The sequence below is a fragment of the Polaromonas sp. genome (assembly GCF_016185115.1).
Taxonomy (GTDB): domain Bacteria; phylum Pseudomonadota; class Gammaproteobacteria; order Burkholderiales; family Burkholderiaceae_C; genus Polaromonas.
The window spans coordinates 496,177-518,219 of the sequence record NZ_JACPOF010000017.1 but is presented as its reverse complement, the minus strand read 5'-3'; the positions used below and the strand labels follow the sequence as shown (position 1 = coordinate 518,219).

At 61.8% G+C, this 22,043-nt stretch carries 21 protein-coding genes; 8 read left to right on the top strand and 13 right to left on the bottom strand.

The features are described from left to right. Positions 1-10: 10 nt before the first annotated feature. From tssA to HYX42_RS12550, 9 genes are all read right to left on the bottom strand, one after another. Positions 11-1,573, bottom strand: a complete 1,563-nt coding sequence (gene tssA / locus HYX42_RS12590; RefSeq protein WP_293403446.1) for a type VI secretion system protein TssA — start codon at positions 1,571-1,573, stop codon at positions 11-13. After that, positions 1,570-2,346 carry a response regulator transcription factor gene (locus HYX42_RS12585; protein WP_293403444.1) on the bottom strand — a complete coding sequence of 259 codons (777 nt, stop codon included), beginning with the start codon at positions 2,344-2,346 and terminating at the stop codon, positions 1,570-1,572. Before HYX42_RS12585 ends, tssA begins: the two co-directional genes overlap by 4 nt. After that, positions 2,343-4,475, bottom strand: a complete 2,133-nt coding sequence (locus HYX42_RS12580; protein WP_293403442.1) for an MASE1 domain-containing protein — start codon at positions 4,473-4,475, stop codon at positions 2,343-2,345. The genes HYX42_RS12585 and HYX42_RS12580 overlap by 4 nt, the downstream gene beginning before the upstream one ends. 410 nt (positions 4,476-4,885) lie before the next feature. After that, positions 4,886-5,470, bottom strand: coding sequence for a response regulator transcription factor (locus HYX42_RS12575; RefSeq protein WP_293403440.1), 585 nt, complete (start codon positions 5,468-5,470; stop codon positions 4,886-4,888). A 171-nt stretch (positions 5,471-5,641) separates the two neighbouring features. Further along, on the bottom strand, positions 5,642-6,970 hold the full coding sequence (locus HYX42_RS12570; protein ID WP_293403438.1) for a tryptophan--tRNA ligase: 1,329 nt from the start codon (positions 6,968-6,970) through the stop codon (positions 5,642-5,644). Positions 6,971-6,977: 7 nt separating this feature from the next. After that, positions 6,978-7,646, bottom strand: a complete 669-nt coding sequence (locus HYX42_RS12565; RefSeq protein WP_293403436.1) for a site-2 protease family protein — start codon at positions 7,644-7,646, stop codon at positions 6,978-6,980. 148 nt (positions 7,647-7,794) lie between these two features. Next, positions 7,795-8,430 (bottom strand): L-threonylcarbamoyladenylate synthase, encoded by a 636-nt coding sequence (locus HYX42_RS12560; RefSeq protein ID WP_293403434.1) that lies wholly within the window; start codon positions 8,428-8,430, stop codon positions 7,795-7,797. A 13-nt stretch (positions 8,431-8,443) separates the two neighbouring features. Further along, positions 8,444-9,364, bottom strand: coding sequence for a DMT family transporter (locus tag HYX42_RS12555; protein WP_293403432.1), 921 nt, complete (start codon positions 9,362-9,364; stop codon positions 8,444-8,446). Further along, positions 9,361-10,236: a 3',5'-nucleoside bisphosphate phosphatase gene (locus HYX42_RS12550; RefSeq protein ID WP_293403430.1), complete on the bottom strand. Its 876-nt coding sequence runs from the start codon at positions 10,234-10,236 to the stop codon at positions 9,361-9,363. The genes HYX42_RS12555 and HYX42_RS12550 overlap by 4 nt, the downstream gene beginning before the upstream one ends. Positions 10,237-10,350: 114 nt before the next feature. Between HYX42_RS12550 and HYX42_RS12545 the strand changes: the two genes are divergently transcribed. Beyond that, complete coding sequence (locus tag HYX42_RS12545; protein ID WP_293403428.1) at positions 10,351-11,022, top strand: glutathione S-transferase; 672 nt, start codon at positions 10,351-10,353, stop codon at positions 11,020-11,022. Positions 11,023-11,210: 188 nt separating this feature from the next. Here the strand turns inward: HYX42_RS12545 and recJ are convergent, their stop codons facing one another. Beyond that, positions 11,211-12,944, bottom strand: coding sequence for a single-stranded-DNA-specific exonuclease RecJ (gene recJ, locus HYX42_RS12540; RefSeq protein ID WP_293403426.1), 1,734 nt, complete (start codon positions 12,942-12,944; stop codon positions 11,211-11,213). A gap of 290 nt (positions 12,945-13,234) precedes the next feature. Continuing rightward, positions 13,235-14,290, bottom strand: a complete 1,056-nt coding sequence (locus HYX42_RS12535; protein WP_293403424.1) for a hypothetical protein — start codon at positions 14,288-14,290, stop codon at positions 13,235-13,237. A gap of 34 nt (positions 14,291-14,324) precedes the next feature. Here HYX42_RS12535 and HYX42_RS12530 point away from each other — a divergent pair, with 34 nt between their 5' ends. The 7 genes from HYX42_RS12530 to HYX42_RS12500 all read left to right on the top strand — a co-directional run bounded on the left by HYX42_RS12530 (position 14,325) and on the right by HYX42_RS12500 (position 19,965). After that, positions 14,325-15,584: a lipoprotein-releasing ABC transporter permease subunit gene (locus tag HYX42_RS12530; RefSeq protein WP_293403422.1), complete on the top strand. Its 1,260-nt coding sequence runs from the start codon at positions 14,325-14,327 to the stop codon at positions 15,582-15,584. Next, positions 15,577-16,269, top strand: coding sequence for a lipoprotein-releasing ABC transporter ATP-binding protein LolD (lolD, locus tag HYX42_RS12525; protein WP_293403420.1), 693 nt, complete (start codon positions 15,577-15,579; stop codon positions 16,267-16,269). The genes HYX42_RS12530 and lolD overlap by 8 nt, the downstream gene beginning before the upstream one ends. 15 nt (positions 16,270-16,284) lie before the next feature. Further along, entirely contained in the window at positions 16,285-16,854 is a 570-nt protein-coding gene (locus HYX42_RS12520) for a hypothetical protein (protein WP_293403418.1), read from the top strand. 196 nt (positions 16,855-17,050) lie between these two features. Continuing rightward, positions 17,051-17,335, top strand: a complete 285-nt coding sequence (locus HYX42_RS12515) for a DnaJ domain-containing protein (protein ID WP_293403416.1) — start codon at positions 17,051-17,053, stop codon at positions 17,333-17,335. A 29-nt stretch (positions 17,336-17,364) separates the two neighbouring features. Further along, positions 17,365-17,937, top strand: a complete 573-nt coding sequence (locus HYX42_RS12510; protein WP_293403414.1) for a hypothetical protein — start codon at positions 17,365-17,367, stop codon at positions 17,935-17,937. Positions 17,938-17,956: 19 nt separating this feature from the next. Continuing rightward, positions 17,957-18,703, top strand: a complete 747-nt coding sequence (locus HYX42_RS12505; RefSeq protein WP_293403412.1) for a hypothetical protein — start codon at positions 17,957-17,959, stop codon at positions 18,701-18,703. A gap of 32 nt (positions 18,704-18,735) precedes the next feature. Beyond that, the gene (locus tag HYX42_RS12500; protein WP_293403410.1) at positions 18,736-19,965 is read left to right on the top strand and encodes a hypothetical protein; all 1,230 of its coding nucleotides are present in this window, start codon (positions 18,736-18,738) and stop codon (positions 19,963-19,965) included. A gap of 10 nt (positions 19,966-19,975) precedes the next feature. On the opposite strand, the gene HYX42_RS12495 is transcribed toward HYX42_RS12500, so the two are convergent. Together HYX42_RS12495 and HYX42_RS12490 are read right to left on the bottom strand one after the other, a co-directional pair. Continuing rightward, positions 19,976-21,025 (bottom strand): VWA domain-containing protein, encoded by a 1,050-nt coding sequence (locus tag HYX42_RS12495; RefSeq protein ID WP_293403409.1) that lies wholly within the window; start codon positions 21,023-21,025, stop codon positions 19,976-19,978. Positions 21,026-21,054: 29 nt separating this feature from the next. Then, positions 21,055-21,999, bottom strand: a complete 945-nt coding sequence (locus HYX42_RS12490; protein WP_293403408.1) for a DUF58 domain-containing protein — start codon at positions 21,997-21,999, stop codon at positions 21,055-21,057. Between the last annotated feature and the right edge of the window lie 44 nt (positions 22,000-22,043).

Genomic DNA, 22,043 nt, shown 5'->3' with positions numbered 1-22,043 from the left:
AGTCTGCCGTTCAGCTCACCAGCCTGAACGCCGCGGAGGCGTCCAGCGCAAGCACGCGCTTGAGCAGGCCATCGGCCACGGCCTTGCTGTCCTCATTGCGCGTCATCACCTTGTAGGCCACCTGCAGGCCGTCAATGGCCAATGCCGGTTCCCAGTCTGCGAGCAGGTGCCTGTCCATGGTGTCGACGATGGAAAACGCAAATGCATCGAGCGCAGCGCCCGGCCTCTGCACCAGCAGCAGTTCACACAGCCTGATCTGCAGGTAGAGCTTGTCACGCGGCGAATCGGTGGCCAGGAGTTCCTGCTGCAGCGCGTTGACAGCGCCAGTGAGGTCGTCGCCCGCCGCCAGCGCGCGTGCATTGCCGATGGCTGCCGCGATGGCGTCGCGCCCCTTCGGCTTGCTGGTCTGTGCACTGCTGTCACCCTGCGCTGAAGCCAGGCCCGCAAGCCATGCCAGCGTGTCGCCATCGGCAAAGGGCATGCCGCCTGCAAAAGCCAGTTTCCCTATGCCGGGCAGTCGTGCGGCCAGCCTGCCGGTCTCGCCGCAGACTTCCAGGCGCGCAGCGTCATATTTGCTGCCCAGTCGCTCCAGTGCCGTGGCGCAAATGCAGTTGAGGTCCAGCCAGAAAGGGAAGGCCGCCAGTTGCGTTTCTGCCAGGCGCACCAGGTCTTCGTCGGACTGCGTGGTTTTGAGTTTTTCGAGCGCGTCCACCACCTGCGAAATAGGGCCCGGCAAATGCGTTTCGCCTCCGGCATCGGCTGTCGGCAGGGCATTGATGGGCGTCCATGCCGCCAGACGGTCCAGCCGATAGGGGAGCGGGTTGGTGAGGTCTGCGTTCAGCAGGAATTCGCCTATCGGAGCCAGTTGCGCGCATACATTGTCCAGCGCCTGTTCGGCCTGATCGGCTGAGTCGAGCACCAATGCTGCAGGCGCGTCCGCGATTGTCCCGACTGATGGTTTTGAGTCCCCCGTGGGTCCGGCAACTGCGGCTGCAGGTGGGGTAACCGCAGCTTCTTCAATCACTGGCAGCGCACGCACCAGTGTCAGCAGGCTGCGGATCGAGGGCGCGTCGCTGTCCTTGTCCATCAGCGTGGCATCAATGGTGCTCAGGCTGGCCTGCAGGGCTTCAGAGAGTGTGGCCTCCATGGGCGGCAGGTCAGCCCAGCCGGTTTCCGTGGCGCGCTGCTGAACGCGGTCTACCAGCCACTGCAGCGCATTGCGCCGGCCGCGAATCCGCTTGAGGGAGGGGTACAGCGTGTCCCAGTAGGTCTCCAGCATGTCGGCAATCACCTTGAGCCCGTCCGCAAGGCCGGCCAGGCTGCGCGTCTCCAGCAGGCCGGCGGCCAGGTAGCAGGCCACCAGCAAATCCTTGCCTTTGGTTGCAAGCAGTTCGGTGCACAGCTGGTTGATGACATTCCAGTCCATCAGCGGGCTGTTGATGGCGCTGGTCAGCTTGGCCATCTCGACTTCGAGCTTTTCAAAGGCAATGTCCTCGCGGACTTCGCTGCCCACTGGCGTTTCACCGCCTTCAACCGGACGCTTGCCCAGTCCGGAAATATCGGAGGTGCTCATTCCCACAGCGCTTCCACTTCGGTGTTTAAAAAGTAACCCACGCCGCGCTCCGTGCACAGCAGTTTGGGGTTGCGGGTATCGGTTTCGAGCTTGCGGCGCAGCCTGAGGATCTGCACATCCACGGCGCGGTCGTAGATATCGTCGAATGCGCGTGTGCGTTCCAGCAGCTGCTCGCGCGAGATGATGCGGCCCGGCGTGGCGAGAAAGACCGTCAGCAGGTTGAATTCGGCATTCGTCAGCGACACCGGCTTGCCCTCGGGCGTCAGCAGCTTGCGGGTGTTGAGGTTGAGCGACCACTTGGCAAAGCGGTAGGCGCGCGGGTGTTTGCCGCGCGTCACCGGCACCTGCACCTGGCTGCTGTTGACGCTGGCCTGCGGTGCTTCGCCTGCGGGCGCACCCGTCGCACGGCGTGTGACGGCGCGTATGCGGGCCAGCACTTCGCGCAGCGAAAACGGCTTGGTGATGTAGTCGTCGGCGCCCAGCTCCAGGCCCATCACGCGGTCGGCTTCTTCAAGCCGGCCCGTCAGGCAGATGATGGACATGGGCGATTCGGAACGCCACTTGCGCGCCAGGTCTATGCCGTCGCCATCGGGCAGGCCCAGGTCCAGCAGCACCAGGCCGTACTTTTTGGTGGCCACGGCCTTGACGGCCTCCGTGGCCGTGCCCACGCCGGTCGCATTCAGTCCGTGACCGGCCAGGTAGTCGATCAGCAGCTTGCGAAGGGAGTCGTCGTCGTCTACGACAAGAATGGCTGAAGGGTGTTGCGAAGTCATAGGCTCTGGCTAGGTGTCAGGGTCTGTGTGGCGGCACCCGGTGTGGCGCCTGTCGCCATTGTCACTGCTTTATGGAGGGCGGCAAGGTCGTGGTTTGCGGGCAGGCTGACCACCCGCCCGGCCTGGCTGATGCTGGCTGAATCGTGGGGCTCCTGGGTGTATGCGATCACCGGCAATGAAGGGGCCATCGCCGTGACTCTGCTTGTGAAATCTTCGCTGGTCATGAACAGTAAAAAATCGCCCGGCGATTGTTCAAGTGCCGCGAGAGCATCTTCAGCCTGCGCAAAACCCAGGGGCTCAAAACCCAGTTCGGCCAGCAGGTTCTCTTCGCACTCCCGCAGTTCCTCATCGGGCTCCAGCAGCAGCACGGTCTGGCCCTGGCCGCTGGCGGACGGTTCGATGCCGGATGCGGCATCTGCAGCAAGCGGCAGCATGAACCTGAAGCGCGTGGCCGCACCGTGACCGCTCCAGACGGCCACCCCGCCTGCGTGGTCCGTCGCCACGCCTGCGACGATGGCCAGCCCCAGGCCGGTGCCCTTGCCACCGGCTGCGCGTGACGAAAAGAAGGGGTCAAACAGCTGATGCATGTGCGCTGGCGGAATGCCGCTGCCGTCATCCGTCACGTCGACCCAGGCAAAAGCGGCCTCTGGCATCTCTCCCACCACCTGGTCGGCGCCCATCATGGCGTTGGTGTCCTGAGGCGCTATGGTGAGAGTGACGTTGACTTTTTGGCTGGCCGCCTGCGATGCGTTGCGCACCAGGTTCAGCAGCGCGCGCACCACCTGGCCTTCGTGCGCCAGCACGGGCACACCGGCAAGCGGTACGCTGACCGAGAGCTCTATGCCTGCGGGCAGCAGCGGCCGCGCCAGCGATGTGGCCTGCAGAACAATATCCCTGAAATCGATGCGCTCACGTGCACGTTCGCCGCGCCGCCCGGCCAGCAGGATCTGTTCGGTCAGGTCCTTGCCGCGCGCCACGGCCAGCGCTGCCTCGCGCAGCGAACCCTGGGCCGCAGAGCCCGGACCCGACTTCTCATTGGCCAGCTGCTCGTTGGCCAGCTCGGTATAGCCGCCCACCGCACCCAGGATGTTGTTGAAGTCGTGTGCAATGCCGCCTGCCAGCAGGCCCATGGACTCAAAGCGCCGTGCGCTGTCCAGCCGGCGATTGAGCTTTTGCCGCTCATACACGGTGATCGCCACAAAAAACGACAGCACCGCCAGCCCGGCCAGGTCGAGCTGCAGGTCCCAGATGCCTTCGCTTCTGGTGGGCGATGCGTAAGGCCCAAGGCCGACAAAGGTCAGCCCTATGCCCAGCGCAGCAGCCACCAGCAGGCCTGAAGAAGCGGCCTTGAGCCCGCCGTGTATGGCCGCCCAGACCAGCACCAGCGACAGCAGTGCGCGCAGCAGCTCTGCCGGAAAACGCGGAAACAGCGCCAGCACAAACACCGCTGCCGACAGGGCTGCCGCGATGGTCGGCGTCCAGGCAAAGCTGGCTGCTTCGTCCCGGGCCTGCGCACGCCGGTCGGCCGGGCACCAGGCCAGCAGTGCCGGCAGCAGCACCAGGATGGCCAGGCCATTGCCCACCATCATCACGCGCCATTCGTCAAGCCAGAAGGTGTGTTTGGTCACCGCCCCTATGGTGGCACCCAGCCCTGCGATCACGCCGGTGCACAGCAGCGCCAGCAGCACCATGAAGCGCGCGAGCTTGCGTGTGGTGTCTATCTCGCCGCGCTCATTGATGAAGCGGCGGCCGGCCCAACTGTAAAGCGCGACCTGAAAGACATTGAGCACCGCAAAGGCCGAATCGGCGCCTACAGACAGCGCATCGAAGTTGCCGACAAACAGCATGGCCACAAACACGGCGATCAGAAATGGCGGCCATTGGCGGTATGGCAGCCGCCACAGCCACGCTGCGGCGATGGCCGGGGCCGGCCAGATGATGGCGGCAAGGGTGTTGTCGTTGGCGGTAAAGGCGGCAGGCGTTGAAAGCACCGCATAGACCACGCCCAGCAGCGCTGACTGCAGCAGGGCCAGCCACCACGCGCCGCCAGAAGCAGACACAGGCGTGGCAGCTTCCGGTATGCGCGAGGCCGACGGCTTGCTGTCCTGACGGGGTGGGGCCGGAGTCACATTAAGAACTTGTTTGAAAGGTTCTGGAATCTGCCGGAACGGGCCTGGCGCTGGGACTTTGGATGCGCATCAACACAAAGCCCGGTCAAGTGTAAGCAATTTCGATAACCGCCTGCCGCTTGGCGAACCAGGACGATTCGCCTGATGTTTGTGGGCAGCTAAAATAAAATAATGCATCACTAAAAGCACCATAAGTGCTTAATGATTTATAAATGATGCATTAAGTGGTTTGATGCCGGGCCCGTGGCCTCAAAAAGCCGTAAAAACCGGTTCCCGAGGCCATTTTTGACGGTGTTTTAAGCCTCTGGGCCAATAGATATGCACGTGAGTAGCTATATTTTTTATAGCATTTATCGGCCGGAAGTCATACGATTCATGCCGGTGACCGGCGGCCAGGCTCCGGCAAGGGTCTACAGCAGGCCTTGCGTGCGTGCGAGGTGGCTGGCCTGTGAGCGGCTTTTGACGTTCAACCGGCGGAACAGCCGCCAGAGATGCACCTTCACCGTGTGCTCGCTGATCTGCAGCGATTCGGCGATGTCCCGATTGCTCATGCCCTTGTCGAGCAGGTTGAGCAGCTGCTTTTGCCGTTTCGACAATTTCTCTGGCATCGCGGCATTGGCGTTATCGGGCGTGGCCCCTTTGGCCAAAAACGCCTGCAAGGCATGGGCGATGTCGGCGCTTTTTGCTGATTTGTGAAGAAAGGCCTGGGCACCTGCTTCAAGGGCACGGCTTTCAGCGTCGGGTGCTGTCGATGCAGTGAGCACCACGATGGCCGCGTCGGGAAACTGGTTGTGCAACTGGCCTATGACGGAGGCGCCGTCCAGGTTTGCCGCGCCGGGTTCAATACAAATCAGTTCAGGTGTGCCATGGGCCTGCGCCGCTTCGGCGGCAGCAGCGATGTTGCCCAGTTCAACAGCCGGACGGCCCATGCGGGCCAGCAAGGCCGCGATGGCCTCACGCATCAGCGGATGCTCGTCGATAACAAAAATGCTCATGAACGCGGTCTAAAAGAGTGCATTGCTGTGGGAAAAAGCAAGCATAACCGTTCAAAGTCAAATTGAATGGCCTCTAATATTTTTAAATACCGGGATTTTGTCGCATTTGCAGTTCGCGACAACAACAGGTGCGCAAACTAATTATTTCTTTGTAACCCAAATGTTTAGGCTTCAATCAGCGGCGTGCCGCAGCTGCTTCAAGGCTGCTGAAATTTCGTCCGGGCCGACACCTTCCTGGGGAGCAAGCCGGTCAGCGAGTGCGGCCAGTGCAGCCTCGCCCTGCTGCTGTAACGATGCGATGGCCTGCGCAGCGTCCCGGGGCGCTGCAAACCCCAGGCTTTGCAGAAGCAGCTTGCCGTCACTGCCGACCAGCTTGAAGTAAAACTGCCCGTCGCTTTCGCGGTATTGCTTGAAGCCTGCGGTGGCAGCCTTGGCTGACTTTTGTTTGACCGGCGCAGCCGGGGCCGCCAGCTTGCGCAGGCCCACCGCATGGCGCAACTCTCGCATGAAGGGCGCAGACAGCGCACGCGCCTTCTCGCCTCCAGCCTGCAGGATGGCTTCGATTTTTGCCGGGTTGTTGATCAGCGACTCATAGTGCTCACGCATGGGCGCGATGTCCTGGTCTATGCGGTTGAGCAGCATGGCCTTGGCGTCACCCCAGGCAATGCCATCTGCATAGGCCTTGCGCATGGCGGCCGTTTCGGCCTCAGTTGCAAAGGCCTGATAGATCTGGAACAGGGCAGAGCCTTCGGTGTCCTTGGCCTCGCCGGGGGCACGTGAGTCGGTGACGATGCCGGCAATCAGCTTTTTGAGCTGATCACGCGATGAGAACAGCGGAATCGTGTTGTCGTAGCTCTTGCTCATCTTGCGGCCGTCCAGCCCGGGCAGGGTGGCGACGGATTCTTCGATCAGCGCTTCTGGCAGCACCAGGTGATCGCCATACAGGTGGTTAAAACGCTGCGCCATGTCGCGCGCCATCTCTATGTGCTGGATCTGGTCACGGCCCACGGGTACCTGGTGCGCCTTGAACATCAAAATGTCGGCACCCATCAGCACCGGGTACATGAACAGGCCCGCAGTCACGTCGGCATCGGGGTCATGGCCTGCCGCCTCGTTCTTGTCGACTGAAGCCTTGTAGGCATGCGCGCGGTTGAGTACGCCCTTGCCGGTTACGCAGGTCAGCAGCCAGGTGAGTTCGGGGATTTCGGGGATGTCGGACTGGCGGTAGAACACCACACGCTCCGGGTCAAGGCCGCAGGCCAGCCAGCTCGCGGCGATCTCGAGCGTGGAGCGCTGTATGCGTTCGGGCTCGTCACATTTGATCAAGGCGTGATAGTCAGCCAGAAAGTAAAAGCTTTCGGCGCCTGCCCCCTTGCTGGCCGCGACTGACGGCCGGATGGAGCCGACGTAGTTGCCCAGGTGCGGTGTGCCGGAGGTGGTGATGCCGGTGAGGAAGCGTTGGGCCGTGCCGGATGCGAAGGGTTTGGGAGCTGTTGTCATGAATGGATTAGCGAAGCATTGCCAGCAATGGCGAGGTGACGAGGTTGAGCACGCCGTAGCCGAAAGACATCAGCGGACGCAGCCAGTAGGTGCCGACCACGCCAGCCAGCACCAGGCCCATCACGACAAAAAAGCCCCAGGGCTCTATGCGCGACACCCAGAGCGCCTGCCTGAGCGGCAGCAGGCCGACCAGTATGCGGCCACCGTCAAGCGGCGGAAGCGGGAACAGGTTGAAGGCCCACATCACCAGGTTGACCAGCGCGCCAGCCTGCGCCATCTTGATGAAAAACTCTTCCTGCACACCCATGAGGGCCATGACGACCAGTGCCAGCGCCCAGAGAATGGCCTGTATGAAGTTGGACGCGGGACCCGCCAGCGCAACCCAGATCATGTCGCGTTTGGGGTGGCGCAGATTGCCAAAATTCACCGGCACGGGTTTGGCGTAACCGAACAGGAAGGCGCCCGACGTTGCAAAGTACAGCAGCAGCGGCATCGCAATGGTGCCCAGCGGGTCGATGTGCTTGATGGGGTTAAGCGTCACCCGCCCCATGGACCACGCTGTGTTGTCGCCGAAGTAGCGCGCGACATAACCGTGGGCAGCCTCGTGGATGGTGATGGCGAAGAGGACCGGCAGCGCATAGATGGCGACGGTTTGGATAAGGTTGGAAATGTCCATCCGGTGATTATCCCCGGCGCGCTGGGGCTGCAAGAGATGCCCCGCGTTGTTGCGGCCCTTGACCGGGGATTACCCCGGCCGGCGGGTCGCGCCTAGCGCTGCACCCCTTGCAGCCCCAGCGCGGAGGCGATTTACCGGAAGACAGGTCCTACAACCCCAGCCGCGCCACGTCGCCGCGGCCCTGGCGGGTGACGATTGCCTCACCACCATCACCCATGGGCGTGAGGTCGATGACGGTGGATGGTTCCTGGTGGCAGGCGCCTGCGTCAATCACGGCGGCGAGTTCATGCTCCAGCAGCTGGCGGATGTCCTGTGCATCATTGAGCGGATCTGTCTCGCCGCGCGGTATGAGGGTGGTGGCCAGCAACGGCGCGCCGTGCAGCTCCAGCAGGCACTGCAGGGTTTTGTGTTCGGGCACACGCAGGCCAATCGTCTTGCGTGAGGGGTGGCTGAGGCGGCGCGGTACTTCCTTGCTGGCTTCAAGGATGAAGGTGTAGGGGCCGGGTGTGGCGGCTTTGAGCAGCCTGAACTGTCGGTTGTCGACCCGCGCATAGCTGGCCAGCTCGCTCAGGTCGCGGCACAGCAAGGTCAGGTGGTGTTTGTCATCAACACCGCGTATGCGCCGCAGGCTGTCTGCAGCAGCCTTGTCGTCAAGGTGGCAGACGAGGGCGTAGCTCGAATCTGTGGGCACCGCTGCAATGCCGCCTTTTTCAAGCAGCGCCACGGCCTGTTTTAACAGCCGGGTTTGCGGGTTCTCGGGATGGATTTCAAAAAACTGGGCCATGGCTTGACAGGTCTTATGCTTCCACTGGTTGTACTTCGACCTGCCGGGCCGAGCGGCTTTCGCGAAATGCCAGCCAGGCGCCGCCCACGCCGCAGACCGCAATCATCACTATGCCCATCGTGGACAGGCGGTCAGGTACATGCGAGAACACCAGCCAGCCGCCGACCATGGCAAAGCCGATCTGGGCATACAGGTAGGGCGTCAGGCTGGCTGCGGGTGAACGCTTGTAGGCGAGGATCAGCATGAAGTGACCTATCGACGCCAGGGCGCCCATTACCAGCAGCAGGCCCCAGTTGAGCGTTGAGATCTCTGAGGTCCAGACAAAAGGCAGGGTAACAGTGACGATCAGCGCGCCGACCCAGCCCGTATACAGGTGCATGGTGACCGGGTCTTCGGTTTTTGCCATTTTGCTGGTCAGCACCTGAAACCACGAGTTGGAGACTACCAGGCTGAGAGGTAGCAGCGTGGCCCAGCTGAAGCTTGAGGCGCCGGGGCGAATGATGACCATGGCGCCTGTAAAGCCGCCGACCACCAGCACCCAGCGCAGCGTTGATACTTTTTCGCCCAGCGAGGTGGACGCCAGCAAGGTGATGATCAGCGGCGTGATCATCACAATCGCGGTGAATTCGCCAACCGGCATGTAGCGCAGGCTCAGGAAGGCGAACAGGCTGCTCAAGAGCAGCAGCACGCCACGCAGCAACTGGAACCGGGGGTGGGCGGTGCGCAGTACTGCGAGCCCGCGAACAGGCAGCACAGCGATGGTGGTGACCACGGCCTGGAAAGCGTAGCGAAACCACAGCGCCATCAGCAGCGGCACGGTGGCGGTGACATATTTGGTGGTGGTGTCCAGTGTGGCAAAACAGGCCATGGCCGCCACTGTCAACGCAATGCCCGCCAGGGCGCTGCCTGCAGCGGCAGACGCGGGCCGGCTCACTGGATGCGGTCCGCCAGCAGTTCCCACACGGGCGTGAGACCGCCCGGCAGGAAAGGCAGCGTGCCCAGGTCGGTGTGGCTTTCGTCGGGGCTGTGGAAGTCGCTGCCGCGCGAGGCGGCCAGGCCGAACTCTTTTGCGGTTTCGGCGTACTTCACGTATTCCTGAGCGGTGTGGCTGCCGGTGACGACTTCAACGCCGCGCCCGCCGTGGTTCTTGAACTCGGTGAACAGTGCGTACTCTTCATTCGGCGTGAATTTGTAGCGCGCGGGGTGCGCAATGATGGCCATGCCTTTGGCGCTGGTGATCCATTGCACGGCATCGCGCAGCGAAGCCCAGCGGTGCGGCACATAACCAGGTTTGCCTTCGGTGAGGTATTTGCGAAAGACTTCCGAGGTGTCCTTGCAATGGCCGCCCTCGACCAGAAAACGTGCAAAGTGGGTGCGCGAAATCAGTTCGGGGTTGCCGACGAATTTGAGTGCGCCTTCATAAGCGCCCTTGATGCCGACTTTGGCCAGGCCGTCAGACATTTCCATCGCACGCTCGCTGCGGCCGCCGCGGGTCGCATGCAGGCCCTTGAGCATCTCGGCATCATCCGCATCGAAACCCAAACCGACGATGTGCACGGTTTCATTGGCAAAGGTGACTGAGATTTCCGTGCCGGTGAGGTAGCGCATGCCGTTGGCTTTGGCCGCGGCTGCAGCGCGCCTCTGGCCGCCGATTTCGTCATGGTCTGTCAGGGCCCAGAGCTCCACACCATTGGCGGCTGCACGTTCGGCGAGGGCTTCGGGTGTCAGCGTGCCGTCGGAGACCACCGAGTGGCAGTGCAGGTCGGCGTTGAGGATGCTGGCGGCTGGCGTGGTCGGGGAAGTCACCAAGTCATTTTAGGCTTTGCGCCCGGGGCCTGCTTTGCAACAGCGGGCTTACCCCCCTGGCTGCGTGGGCAAGCGGCACAATGAGGCATCCAGTTTCAAACGAAAGAGCAGCCCATGATCGTCGTTCACCACCTCAACAACTCGCGCTCGCAGCGTGTGCTCTGGCTGCTTGAAGAGCTGGGGCTTGACTACGAGATCAAGCGCTACGAGCGTGACCCCAAAACCATGCTGGCGCCGCCTTCGCTGCGCGCCATTCACCCGCTGGGCAAATCACCTGTGATCACTGATGGCGACCTGACGCTGGCCGAATCGGGCGCCATCATTGAGTATCTTATCGAGCGCTACGGCCAGGGCAAGTTGTCGCCCGCGCCCGGCACCCCCGCCTACCTTCGCTACCGCTACTGGCTGCACTATGCAGAAGGCTCGCTGATGTCGCCGCTCTTGCTCAAGCTGGTGTTCGACAAGATAGAGCGCTCGCCCATGCCGTTTTTTGCCAAACCGATTGCCAAAGCGATCTCGGGCAAGACCAAGGCCGCTTTCATCTCGCCCAATATCACCACCCACCTGGACTACCTCGAAAGCGAGCTCGGCAAGAGCACCTGGTTTGCAGGCGAAGAGTTCTCGGCAGCAGACATCCAGCTGAGTTTCCCCATCGAAGCCGCCACGGCTCGCGCCGGACTGGACGCCAGCCGCCCGAAACTGATGGATTACCTCAAGCGCATTCACGCCCGACCTGCCTACAAAAAAGCGATCGAACGCGGTGGCGAATACGGACTGATGGATTGAACAAGCCGGGCGCTCGGGAAATAAGCGTTTCAGCATATGCCTTGGCATATGCTGAATTTTGACCGTGTTTTATGCCGTCAGGCGACCAAAAATGCCCAAAAACAGGTATTTTCAAGTGCCAAATTGGCCTCCAGACCAATAGATACGCACGTGATCAGCTATTAAATGTATAGCGTCACGCGGTAATCTCAGCCAGCCTTGATTTCCGCAGCTTCGACCAGAAACCGCACCCGGCGCACGCCCTGCCACTCGTCCGCATCCAGCCGGAAGGCCAGCGTCACCCGTGCGGGCAGCGGCTCGGTATGGCCGAACCAGATGCCGTCCACCGGCTGGCCCTGGTGTTTGAGCTTGAGCGCCAGGTGTTTTTCGCCCACCAGGCGCTGCGACACGACTTCAAGCTCTTCGCTGAAGGTCGGCGCGGCAAAACCCTGGCCCCAGACTTCCTTGTGCAGCGTGTCGACCATGTCGGTGCGGCGGTACTCGGCAGCCAGCGGGCCGTCGGTGTCCATACGGCGCGTCAGCGTGGCGGCGTCCAGCCATTCGTGGGCGACCTGCTGCAGGGCGCTTTCAAAGGTCTCAAAGTTCTCTTCGCTGATGGTGCAGCCCGCCGCCATCGCGTGGCCGCCAAAACGCAGCAGCACGCCGGGGTGGCGCTTGGCGACCAGGTCAAGCGCATCGCGCAAATGAAAACCGGCGATCGAGCGTCCCGAGCCCTTGAGTTCGTGCTCCCTGCCCAGCGCCTGACTGGCCGCGAAGACAAATGTTGGTCTGTGCAGCTTGTCCTTGATGCGCGAGGCGACGATGCCGACCACGCCTTCGTGGAAGTCGGGGTCAAAAATCGCAATCGCCGGCGGCGGCACCTCGTCGACATCGATCATCGCGTCGGCGGCCATTTGCGCCTGCTCACGCATGCCGGCCTCGATGTCGCGGCGCTCGCGGTTGATGCCGTCCAGCGTGCGGCCCAGTTCGTCGGCGCGGCCTGCGTCGTCGGTCAGCAGGCATTCGATGCCCAGCGTCATGTCGCTGAGTCGGCCGGCAGCATTGATGCGCGGGCCCAGGGCAAAACCGAAATCAAAGGTCGTTGCCACATTGGCTTTGCGGCCCGCAGCGGTGAACAGGCTGGCCAGCCCCGCAGGCAGGTAACCTGCGCGTATGCGGCGCAGGCCCTGCGCGACCAGGCGGCGGTTGTTGGCATCGAGCCTGACCACATCGGCAACCGTGCCCAGCGCGACCAATGGCAAGAGCACATCGACCTTGGGCTGATTCTGGGCGGTGAAGACGCCGCGTTCGCGCAGCTCGGCCCGCAGTGCCAGCAGCACATAAAACATCACCCCCACGCCGGCAATCGATTTGCTCTCGAACGTGCAGCCGGGCTGGTTGGGGTTCACGATCACGTCGGCATCGGGCAGCACGATCTGGCCGTCTTTCAGCGCCGGCAGGTGGTGGTCGGTCACCAGGACCTGCATGCCCAGGGCTTTGGCGCGCGCCACGCCGTCCATGCTGGCAATGCCGTTGTCGACCGTCACGAGCACATCGGCGCCCGTGGCCTTGACGCGGTCTGCAATCGGCGCCGTCAAACCATAGCCGTCGACCACGCGGTCGGGCACGAGGTAGCTGACGTTGGTGGCACCCAGCAGCTTGAGGCCGCGCAGGGCGACGGCGCAGGCGGTGGCGCCGTCGCAGTCGTAATCGGCCACCACGCAGATCTTTTTATTCGCGGCCATGGCATTGGCCAGCAGGCGTGCAGCGGCCTGTGTGCCAAGCATGCCGGCGGGCGGCAGCAGGCGCGCCAGGCCGTCATCCAGTTCGTCGGGTGAGTTCACGCCGCGCGCTGCATACAGCTGGGCCAGCAGCGGGTGGATGCCGGCCTGTTGCAGCGCCCAGACGCTGCGTGGGGGTACGTCGCGTACCTGGATTTTCATGTTGGCTTTGTCGTTTCTTGTGTTGGAGCCTGTTTATGAACTGTAGCGGGTCGCGTTGGGGTGCAATCGGGATGAGTGTGCTGTCCGGGCATGCTGCATGGGCTCATGCTCATGCAAGGGCCTGGGCGGCGCAATCGCCCGATTTCACCCCAACCCGAAGGGCAAGCACCTTCTCGGGCGGTCTGCTGCGTTGCGCTGCTTGCCAATAGCCAGCTATTGGCGGCGCACCGCGCCTTGCAGCCCATCCCGACAAGGTGCTTGCGCGACCCCCTACAGTTCATAAACAGGCTCTAAAGCTGTTCCAGCACGGCCAGCGGCGATGCGGGAGACAGCAGGTTTGATATGCGGCTGAAGATGCCTTGCGGCGCGGTCTCAAAGGTCTGGGCGTTGCGTTCGCCGCACAGGCTGAGTCGTACGGTTTGGCCCGCACTTTGCTGTGCGAGCAGGTTTTTGATCTCGCCTTCGTCCAGTTGCGTCCAGGCCTGCGCGTAGGCGGCCCAGTCGTCGGTGAACGCGGCGTGCGTCAGTGTCCGGGGCGCTGTAACAGGGGCTTGCGGCGTGGGTGGTGGCTCACTCAACGCGCCTGTGCCGCTGATCCAGAAGGAGTTGACGGGGCGCAGGCGCTGCCCGCTACGTTCATCATTGAGCGGGTGGGTGTAAAGCAGCATCTGCATTTCGTTTTGAAGACGCCTCAATATGGCCCCCACGCTTTCCACTTCGTGTGATGCGCTGCCCCCCGAGGGGGCTGGCCTTGCTTGGGACGGCCCGGCGCGGCGGCCGTCGGGACGCTTTGTGCCCGGCAGCCACGGGTCCACATTGCGCCCCAGTACCCGATCCAGCGAAGCGGTCGCCAGGTGGCGGAATATTTCGCCTTCAGCCAGCCAGCGGTCAGGCGCGGCGTAATGCAGGGTGATGCCCTCCGTCTCAAAGTAGGGCTGCATTGCGGCCAGCAGGGTTTGTGATTGTTCAGGCGTCATGCCGAGCGCAGCCGGGTCTGTCATGGTGGCGTGTTCGCGGCCCATGGTCCAGTGGCAGGGGGTGATGAAAGCCCAGGCCTTGCCGGTGCCCATGCCTTTTTCCGCAGCCTCAAGTGCCGCCCAGGCGATGAGCCCATCAACCGCGTCGTTCAGGCCAAGCGCTTTGGCCAGCAGCCGTTCATGCGGGGTTGAGAGTGACAGCGCCTCGCCTGCACTTGTTTCGACCAGTTTCATGCCCTGCAGCAATTTGCCCAGGTTTTTCAGGCTGCCGGCGGGCAAGGCCTTCATGGCGGCGAGCCAGTTGTCGCCGCTGCAGGCAGCGAACGGCATCACAAGGTGGGAGGATTGAACGGCGGAACTGGCTGACATGGGGCTATTGTCCGGGATGCCACAATTGCTTTCTATGTCCACGCAAATCCCCTACGAACTGATCCTCGGCTGGCGCTACACGCGCGCAGGCCGGGCGACACGGCGAAACGGTTTTATTTCATTTATCTCCGGCGTGTCCATGCTCGGCATCGCGCTCGGCGTGGCGGCGCTCATCATCGTGCTCAGCGTGATGAACGGCTTCCAGAAGGAAGTGCGCGACCGCATGCTGGGTGTCATCTCGCACATCGAAGTGTTTGCTCCCGGCGGTGCGGCGCTGCCTGACGCCCAAAAAACACTGGCCGAGATCAAGGCCAACAAGTCGGTGGTGGGTGCCGCCACCTTTATTTCTGCCCAGGCCCTGCTGGCCCGTGGCGAAGACATGAAGGGCACGCTTGTGCGTGGCATTGACCCGGCGCTTGAAGGCCAGGTCACTGACCTTGCGGCCACATCTGTCAGCACGCTGGCCAGGCTGGTGCCAGGCCAGTTCGGCGTGGTTCTGGGCGGTGAGCTGGCCCGCGCCATGGGTGTGCGTGAAGGCGATACCGTCACGCTGATCGCGCCCAGCGGCCAGGTCACGCCAGCCGGTGTGGTGCCGCGCCTCAAGCAGATGACGGTGGTTGGCACCTTCAATTCCGGTCACTTTGAATATGACTCGGCGCTGGTCATGCTGCACCAGGACGACGCTGCAAAAATCTTCAGGCTTGAAGGCCCGACCGGCATACGCATCAAGCTGAAGGATTTGCATCAGGCGCGCGAAGTGGCAGTTGAGCTGTCACGCTCGCTCAGTGGCGACCTGCTGATACGTGACTGGACGCAGCAGAACAAGACCTGGTTCTCTGCCGTGCAGCTTGAAAAACGCATGATGTTCATCATCCTCACGCTTATCGTGGCCGTGGCCGCCTTCAACCTGGTCAGCACGCTGGTGATGACGGTGACCGACAAGCGCGCCGACATCGCCATCCTGCGCACGCTGGGTGCCAGCCCTAAGAGCATCATGAAAATCTTCATGGTGCAGGGCGCGCTGGTCGGTGTGATAGGCACGCTGTCTGGCCTGCTGCTGGGCCTGGGCATTGCGCTCAATATCGATGTCATCGTGCCGGCGCTGGAGCGCCTTCTCAATGCCAGCTTTTTGCCGAAAGACATCTACCTCATCAGCCGAATGCCGAGTGAGCCGCAGTACAGCGACATCATGCCGATTGTTGTGATCTCGCTGATCCTGTCATTTCTTGCCACCATTTACCCCAGCTGGCGTGCCAGCCGCGTGAATCCTGCGGAGGCATTGCGTTATGAGTGAAGTTGTTCTCAAGGCTACTGGCCTGACCAAACGGTTCCATGAAGGCCTGATCGATTTGACCGTTTTGCACGGCGTCGATTTGCAGGTGAATGCCGGCGAAACGCTGGCCATTGTCGGTTCGTCGGGTTCGGGCAAAAGCACCTTGCTGCACCTGATGGGCGGGCTTGATGCGCCTACCAGCGGGCAGGTCGAACTCAAGGGCCAGCTGATGTCATCGCTGTCACCCCAGCAGCAGGGCGAACTGCGCAACAAACACCTCGGGTTTGTGTACCAGTTCCATCACCTGCTGCCGGAGTTCAGTGCGCTCGACAACGTGGCCATGCCGCTGTGGATTCGCCGCGAGACACCCGCCAAAGCCAATGAAGTCGCGACGGCCATGCTGGCTGCAGTCGGCCTGAAAGAGCGCATTCACCATCGGCCCGCAGAACTTTCCGGCGGCGAGCGCCAGCGCGTGGCGATTGCACGTGCATTGGTCACCAACCCGGCCTGTGTACTGGCCGACGAGCCGACCGGCAATCTCGATCGTTCAACAGCCGATGGCGTGTTCGACCTCATGTTGCAGCTGGCCCGGGACAAGGGCACGGCTTTTGTGATGGTCACGCATGACGAGACGCTGGCGGCGCGCTGCGGGCGTCAGTTGAAGCTGGTGTCAGGCAAGTTGACGCTGCCGTCGACCGGCGTGTAAACGGGGACGCAGGCCGTGTATTCCTTGCCCATCTCACTGTCCAGGGTGTCTGTCAGGGAAGTGGCCAAAACAGCCGTTCTCATGCTGGCGCTTGTCACTGCAACGGTCTGGTCGCAGACGCCGGTTGACGTACGTCCGGCCCAGCACGCCATGAAACGGTTCATGCAGTTGTGCATGGGCACCGTGGCCGAGCGCATCACGATTGAAGAGGCCGCGCAGCAATTGGGCCTGCAGCGGCTTGAGCCTCAGGCGGCAGCCAGGTTTGCAGGCAGTGCAGATGCGCCGGTCTGGGTAGAGCAGAACGAATTCGGGTACTTTGCTGTCAGCGCAAAGCCGGGCAACCTGTGCAGCGTCTACGCCAGAAAGGTGGACGCGGCGGCATTGACTTCGGCGTTCAAAACCTGGCTGCCTCCCAGGGAATCGGGGTACCAGACGGATGCCCTTCCGATTTTCAGCAACCGGAACCAGACCACCATCACCTACAACATCAGGCGCAATGGCGAGCCCTTTGCTGTATGGTCATTGAGTACGTCCACGGTCGAGAACTCAATCTACCAGGGCGTCATCTCCATGAAGAAGTTCTGACCCCCAGGAAGGGGCAAGGCAGAGAGCCAGATCCTTATCTCCGGGGACGATTGCCGGGGATATACGCGGGAGCAAGGAAATTTTGGCTCTTTCCCTGATAATGGAGGGTTGCCCGTGCTGACCATGGCCACTTCCTGATGCCATTCAGGGCGCGGTTCATAACCTGCCATTCGGGCTGTAATTTACCCACCGAGCTTTGACAGACCACTACACCTCTCTTGGCCTCAGCAGCGCCGCTACCCTGGCAGATGTCAAAAAAGCCTTTCGCCAGCAGGCCTCTTTCTGGCACCCCGACAGGAACGCGGCGCCTGAGGCAGCGGCGCGCTTCCGTGCGGTGCAGGAAGCCTATGACGTGCTGTCGGATGCGGACAAGCGTCAGGCCTATGACGACAACCGCCGCCGCAACCTGCTGGACAGTCCCATTGATACAGCCCGTGAAATATGGGCTGCGTATTTCAAGCCTTTTAACTCCCTGCCTTGACAACGCAGCAACATGAAACACACCGCTGCATGAGCATTTCACCCTTCTTCACCGACCTGCGTTCGGCCTATATATCGGAACTCGATGACCTGCGCTTTGACTCTGAAGGCCGCGATGTGCTGCGCCAGCGCCTGGCTGACAAACGCCAGGAGCTCGGTTTTCTGGTGCAGATGATGGAACTCAGCCCCGAGATGGTGGCTGTCGTGTTGCACCAGGGTTTCAACTTCAGGCTGCCGGCCGTGATGGACCATTTACTCACGCACGAAGCCGATGAGTTCCCCGAGTGGAGCAGCCTGTCTGATGCCGTTGGCCTCACGCCGTGGGCGCAGGACATGGCCGATGTGGTGTTGCAGGAGCCGGGCGGTGAGTGGTTCATGACGGTCGCTGCAGGGCTCGAGTACATGGCCGGAAGGCCCGGCCCGGTTTCTCAAAGCGCCGGCGACCATGAGGACGACGGTGAAGACGATGACCGGGAACGTGAACACGATGTGGACGAGGGCCGTGCCCAGTCCAGCGACGATGCCGGCGATGGTAATGCGCGCACCGATGAAGAGGCCGGCGGCGACTGGCTCGCCGACCAGGGCTTCGACCGTAAAGAGTAAATACAAAGAATTTCAAGCCATGAACCACCTTGCCCTCATCACCAAGACCCAGACCCTGATTGCCGCAGGCGACATCGTGGGCGCCGAATCTGCGCTGGTTGAACTTGCTGACGCTGAAGGTGACTCCGCGCTGATGGTGGTGCTGGAGCAGTTGCCGGCCAAGGACATTCTGGCGGTGATACGTGAGTACGACAACTCCAAAGAGTCGGTCATCAACCTGCTGGTCAGCCCGCAGCAGTTTGCGCGTGCCGTGGTGATTGAAAAGCAGTACAAGGACCTGACCCGCACCCACCTGCGTGGCATGGTCAATTCCATCATCTTTCGGGAAGATGCCGAGCCGGTTGAGTTTCTCAATGCTATTGGCGATCTTGACGGTGGCAGTGAGGCGCTGGCTGACTATTTTTCAGACCAGTGGAGCCGCATCGAGGCCTTTGCCCGCACCGGTACCTTTGACGCGATGGAAGATCACGGCGAGATGCTGTCGCAGACGGCGCTGCTGGCCTCGGCTTATGCCAAACCTGTACTCTCGCAGGATGAAGTGGCAGACGCGGACTGGATGCAGCTGGCCTGGATACTGCGTTACGAATGCACAGACCTTTTTATCGAGATGCTGATGGTGCTTCGCGCCAAGGCGAGCGCGCATGACGCTGGCCTTGATGACGAAGAAGAAGCCGAAGAAGACGATGGCAAGGTCGAAACCGGTGACACCGATAGAGGCAAGGCGACGCCGAGTGCGCGTGAGTCGGATGAAGAGTCAGCCATCTGAAGGCCTCGTTTCAAGAAGAAGCGCCTGTCTCCATGTCAACAAACGCTGCCGCTGAACTCTCGTCGATCTCACTCTACGACGCCCGGCCTTTTTTCGAAAAGGCGCTGCAGTACGGCATTCGGAACGGCATCATCGACCAGGCAAAGCTTGATGCGATCTGCACCGATGCGCCCAAGGGCATGGTGCAGATCGCGCGTTACTTCGGCAGCGAGTTTTTGCGCCCCGAACTTGAGACCGCCAGGGCGCGCATCGTCAACCTGGTGAGCCTCTATCTGGAAAGTACATCTGGCGGTGACTTGCGCCAGGCGGCGGAGTCGCTGCGCGACCATTCCTTTCTGTCTCGTTCCAAAGGCGGATCGGACATGCTCAAGGCCATGATCGCCATGCCGCAGAACAGCCATTTCGGCATGAACGAGCGCGGCGGCTTTACCGATACGCATATCCCGCTGCTGGCGAAATGGTCGCTGCGCAGCCTGGTCGACTACCAGGCCGAGCTTTCAAAGCGCAGGCAGGTTGCAGATGTCATTGACGCTGCCATCTGGCTGGCAGATGAACTGGGCATGGACGCCGATGACCTTGAAGAGGCCGGCAAGGATGCCGAGGCGGTGATCCGCACGGCACTGCTGGTCATGGCCTGTGGCCGCAGCAAAATGCCGGACTGGGTTGCATTTGAAAAAATGATTGCAGCGCTGCGAAAAAAATATGCAGCCAATGTGTCCGGGTTCAAACTGGACTTGCCCAAAAACCTGCCGGTTGAATTTGGCGGCGTGGTCAATGCGGTACGGCAATCCGTGCTGGCCGATGGCATCAAGGTGCTGGATGCAAGCCTGCCCGTCCGCCGCCTGTTTGACCAGACGCCTGCCTTCATGGGCCGGTATTTCTGGCTGGAAGATGGTTTGAGCGAGGTCGATCACCATGACCGTGAAACCTCGCTTGCCTGGAGCAAAGCCACAGGTGGTAATAGCGATGAGGGCTCCCTGCTTACCCTGTTTTTATGTGTGGCTGCCGGTGCTGCGCCCAAAACGCTGCTGACAGAAAAGACCGCGACCACGCTGATTCGCAAGATCCAGAAGTCAGGCATTGAGGTTGAGCTTGCCAGGCAATACATCCTGGACCATGCGCCTCTGCAATACCAGGGCGACTACCTGCAGTTGTGGCTTGGCTTTGTGGATGAAGCGCAGCAGACGCTTGAAAGCGATTCAGTGCACGCCTTGAATGACGCACTGGCCCTGCTGCGGCGCGAGTGCAATGTGAAGAGCTGAAGCGGCTGCGTCAGAGAATCCGGTTGAACCAGGCCAGTGACAGGCCTGCAGACAGCAGTGCCAGCGCTGCCGCTACCAAAGCCATCAATCCGGAGATCTCGGTTTCTTTCTTCTCAACGGCAAGTCGCGAACTCAGCGTCTCATAAACCTTTTTGAGGTCGGCTGCCGTGCCGGCATAAAAGTATTCGGCCTGCGTCGTGCGGGCAATGCCCTTGAGGGTTTCTTCATCGAGCTTGACGCGCATGGACCAGCCTTCAAAGCCTATGGTCTCGCCATCGACGGTGCCGACGCCCACGGTGTAGACACGTATGCCGCGGTCTGCAGCGACCTTGGCGGCCTCCAGTGAATCGACGCCTGTGGTGCGCTGGCCGTCGGTCAGCAAAATGATGGCAGCCGAGGTGTATGAGCCCGGCGCGACCGGTACAAAAGCCGGTTTGGCGTCCTTGTCCTTGCCGGCCTGGTCCAGTGACACGCCGCGCTGGCGGTCGCGGCCGTTTTGCATGGCGTCAAGGCTGATGCCTGCATTCGGGAAAATCTCTGCCAGCGACACCACGATGCCGTTACCTATGGCCGTGCCGCGCTGCAGCTGGAACTTGTCAATGGCCGCGCTCAGGTCTTCACGGCTCAGTGTGGATGGCTGCACCACCGAAGCAGTTCCTGCAAATGCGACTATGCCCACCCGCACATTGCGCGGCAGGTCTTTCAGAAAGGCTTTTGCGGCGTTCTGCGCGGCGACCAGGCGATTGGGTTGCACGTCAGTGGCGCGCATGCTGCCGGACACGTCCATCGCCAGGATGATGGTTTCGCGTTGTGAAGGCAGGGTGACGACCGCGAAAGGTCGGGACGATGCGATCAACATCGCAGCCAGCGAAAGCAGGAAAAGAATGGGCGGTATGTGCCGGCGGAAGCTCTGGCCTTTGCCCATGGCTTCGCGCACGATGGACAGGCTTGCATAACGCAGCGCCATCTTTTTCTTGCGGCGCAGCAGCCAGACATACAGAAGCACCAGCAGCGGCAGGACCAGCAGCAACCACAGGAATTCGGGCCAGAGAAAAGTCATGGATGTCCTTCAGTCTTCTGTCTGCGGGCCTATGCCGCCCGCTTCAGGTGTGCAGGCATGGCGCCAGACGATGCGCGGCTGCGGCGCTTGCGCAGGTCGGTGAAACGCATCAGCGCATTGACCAGGTCGTCATCGGTTGAAAGTTCCAGCGCATCCACGCCGGCGCGCACCAGCGACTGCCGCAAATCCGATTCACGCTGTGCGGCAATGCGGGCAAAACGCTTGCGGAAACCTGCGTCATGCGTGTCGACCAGCAACTGTTCGCCGGTTTCTGCGTCGCGAATCGGGATCAGGCCGAGGTCAGGCAACTGCAGTTCCAGCGGGTCAAGCAGGCGTACGGCCACAACCTCATGGCGCTGGGCCAGCAGGCCAAGAGGCTTCTCCCAGCCCGTCTCGCTGATGAAGTCGGACACCACAAAAATGGTGGAGCGCCGCTTGATCAGGTTGGCACCCGATTCAAGCAATTCATGCAGTTTGGTCGTGCCAGCCTGTGGCGACTCGGGACGTGTCTGCAGCTTGTGCAACAAATGCAGGACGTGGTGCCTGCCGCCACGCGCGGGGACCACGGTGTCAACGCCGGAGCCATACAGCATGGCGCCTACGCGGTTGCCATGGCGGGTCAGCATGCGGGCCAGCACGGCGACAAACTCTGCAGACACGTTGCGTTTGCGCTGTTCGCCGGAACCGAAATCCATGGAGGGGCTCAGGTCCAGCAGAAACCAGGCGCTCATCTCGCGGTCTTCGGTAAAGACGCGGACGTGGGGTATTTCCAGACGCGCCGTGACATTCCAGTCGATATGGCGAACGTCATCATGGTGCTGGTATTCGCGCAGGTCGGCGAGGTCCATGCCAGTGCCGCGCAGCAGCGTGCGGTAGTCGCCCTGCAGCAGGCCGTCGAGGCGGCGCAGCACCGTCCACTCAAGGCGCTTGAGCAGTTGCTCCGCACCGGCTGCGCCGGATGTCGGTGTGCTCATTCGCAAACTCCAGATACGGATGGCGAAAGACCGTCGTAACGGCA

Bases quoted from the DNA above. Each gene is read 5' to 3' on its own strand.
- HYX42_RS12500 (WP_293403410.1), top strand. From the start codon at position 18,736: ATGTCAACAAACGCTGCCGCTGAACTCTCGTCGATCTCACTCTACGAC.
- HYX42_RS12565 (WP_293403436.1), bottom strand. From the start codon at position 7,646: ATGGACATTTCCAACCTTATCCAAACCGTCGCCATCTATGCGCTGCCG.
- recJ (WP_293403426.1), bottom strand. From the start codon at position 12,944: ATGAAAATCCAGGTACGCGACGTACCCCCACGCAGCGTCTGGGCGCTG.
- HYX42_RS12530 (WP_293403422.1), top strand. From the start codon at position 14,325: ATGTCCACGCAAATCCCCTACGAACTGATCCTCGGCTGGCGCTACACG.
- HYX42_RS12570 (WP_293403438.1), bottom strand. From the start codon at position 6,970: ATGACAACAGCTCCCAAACCCTTCGCATCCGGCACGGCCCAACGCTTC.
- HYX42_RS12535 (WP_293403424.1), bottom strand. From the start codon at position 14,290: ATGTCAGCCAGTTCCGCCGTTCAATCCTCCCACCTTGTGATGCCGTTC.
- HYX42_RS12545 (WP_293403428.1), top strand. From the start codon at position 10,351: ATGATCGTCGTTCACCACCTCAACAACTCGCGCTCGCAGCGTGTGCTC.
- HYX42_RS12560 (WP_293403434.1), bottom strand. From the start codon at position 8,430: ATGGCCCAGTTTTTTGAAATCCATCCCGAGAACCCGCAAACCCGGCTG.
- HYX42_RS12490 (WP_293403408.1), bottom strand. From the start codon at position 21,999: ATGAGCACACCGACATCCGGCGCAGCCGGTGCGGAGCAACTGCTCAAG.
- HYX42_RS12505 (WP_293403412.1), top strand. From the start codon at position 17,957: ATGAACCACCTTGCCCTCATCACCAAGACCCAGACCCTGATTGCCGCA.
- HYX42_RS12510 (WP_293403414.1), top strand. From the start codon at position 17,365: ATGAGCATTTCACCCTTCTTCACCGACCTGCGTTCGGCCTATATATCG.
- HYX42_RS12585 (WP_293403444.1), bottom strand. From the start codon at position 2,346: ATGACTTCGCAACACCCTTCAGCCATTCTTGTCGTAGACGACGACGAC.
- lolD (WP_293403420.1), top strand. From the start codon at position 15,577: ATGAGTGAAGTTGTTCTCAAGGCTACTGGCCTGACCAAACGGTTCCAT.
- HYX42_RS12495 (WP_293403409.1), bottom strand. From the start codon at position 21,025: ATGACTTTTCTCTGGCCCGAATTCCTGTGGTTGCTGCTGGTCCTGCCG.
- tssA (WP_293403446.1), bottom strand. From the start codon at position 1,573: ATGAGCACCTCCGATATTTCCGGACTGGGCAAGCGTCCGGTTGAAGGC.
- HYX42_RS12575 (WP_293403440.1), bottom strand. From the start codon at position 5,470: ATGAGCATTTTTGTTATCGACGAGCATCCGCTGATGCGTGAGGCCATC.